This is a genomic window from Limosilactobacillus avistercoris (assembly GCF_014836425.1).
In the GTDB taxonomy this organism is placed as follows: Bacteria; Bacillota; Bacilli; order Lactobacillales; family Lactobacillaceae; genus Limosilactobacillus; species Limosilactobacillus agrestimuris.
This window is the reverse complement of sequence record NZ_JACSQW010000048.1, coordinates 1-1,780: the sequence shown is the minus strand read 5'-3', so window position 1 is coordinate 1,780 and position 1,780 is coordinate 1. Positions and strand designations below refer to the sequence as shown.

Here is a 1,780-nt window from a genome sequence, read left to right as displayed (position 1 = left end):
GGTAGACCTTTGAAAACTGAACAAAGTTTCGACGAATCAAATGTGTAGGGTCTTCAATCATTACGATTTGAAGCAAAAACATTTGCGAAGTCAATTCGCTTAATTAATTTGAATTAGAGCTATTCAAGTTCTTATATTTTATATGAGAGTTTGATCCTGGCTCAGGATGAACGCCGGCGGTGTGCCTAATACATGCAAGTCGAGCGCACTGGCCCAGCTGATATGACGTGCTTGCACTGATTTGACGTTGGATTCCCAGTGAGCGGCGGACGGGTGAGTAACACGTGGGCAACCTGCCCTGAAGCGGGGGATAACATCTGGAAACAGGTGCTAATACCGCATAACAACGAAAACCACATGGTTTTCGTTTCAAAGATGGTTTCGGCTATCACTTCAGGATGGGCCCGCGGTGCATTAGCTAGTTGGTAAGGTAACGGCTTACCAAGGCGATGATGCATAGCCGAGTTGAGAGACTGATCGGCCACAATGGAACTGAGACACGGTCCATACTCCTACGGGAGGCAGCAGTAGGGAATCTTCCACAATGGGCGCAAGCCTGATGGAGCAACACCGCGTGAGTGAAGAAGGGTTTCGGCTCGTAAAGCTCTGTTGTTGGAGAAGAACGTGCGTGAGAGTAACTGTTCACGCAGTGACGGTATCCAACCAGAAAGTCACGGCTAACTACGTGCCAGCAGCCGCGGTAATACGTAGGTGGCAAGCGTTATCCGGATTTATTGGGCGTAAAGCGAGCGCAGGCGGTTGCTTAGGTCTGATGTGAAAGCCTTCGGCTTAACCGAAGAAGTGCATCGGAAACCGGGCGACTTGAGTGCAGAAGAGGACAGTGGAACTCCATGTGTAGCGGTGGAATGCGTAGATATATGGAAGAACACCAGTGGCGAAGGCGGCTGTCTGGTCTGCAACTGACGCTGAGGCTCGAAAGCATGGGTAGCGAACAGGATTAGATACCCTGGTAGTCCATGCCGTAAACGATGAGTGCTAGGTGTTGGAGGGTTTCCGCCCTTCAGTGCCGGAGCTAACGCATTAAGCACTCCGCCTGGGGAGTACGACCGCAAGGTTGAAACTCAAAGGAATTGACGGGGGCCCGCACAAGCGGTGGAGCATGTGGTTTAATTCGAAGCTACGCGAAGAACCTTACCAGGTCTTGACATCTTGCGCCAACCTCAGAGATGAGGCGTTCCCTTCGGGGACGCAATGACAGGTGGTGCATGGTCGTCGTCAGCTCGTGTCGTGAGATGTTGGGTTAAGTCCCGCAACGAGCGCAACCCTTGTTACTAGTTGCCAGCATTAAGTTGGGCACTCTAGTGAGACTGCCGGTGACAAACCGGAGGAAGGTGGGGACGACGTCAGATCATCATGCCCCTTATGACCTGGGCTACACACGTGCTACAATGGACGGTACAACGAGTTGCGAACTCGCGAGAGTAAGCTAATCTCTTAAAGCCGTTCTCAGTTCGGACTGTAGGCTGCAACTCGCCTACACGAAGTCGGAATCGCTAGTAATCGCGGATCAGCATGCCGCGGTGAATACGTTCCCGGGCCTTGTACACACCGCCCGTCACACCATGGAAGTTTGCAATGCCCAAAGTCGGTGGCCTAACCATTTGGAGGGAACCGCCTAAGGCAGGGCAGATGACTGGGGTGAAGTCGTAACAAGGTAGCCGTAGGAGAACCTGCGGCTGGATCACCTCCTTTCTAAGGAATAAAACGGAAACCTACACATCGAAGAAACTTTGTTTAGTTTTGAGAGGTTTACTCTCAA

General features: G+C 51.6%; 1 rRNA gene. It reads left to right on the top strand.

From position 1 onward, the window contains the following. The first annotated feature begins 138 nt into the window (after window positions 1–138). Window positions 139–1,713: ribosomal RNA gene (locus tag H9564_RS09005) — 16S ribosomal RNA — on the top strand. The last annotated feature ends 67 nt before the right edge of the window (window positions 1,714–1,780 follow it).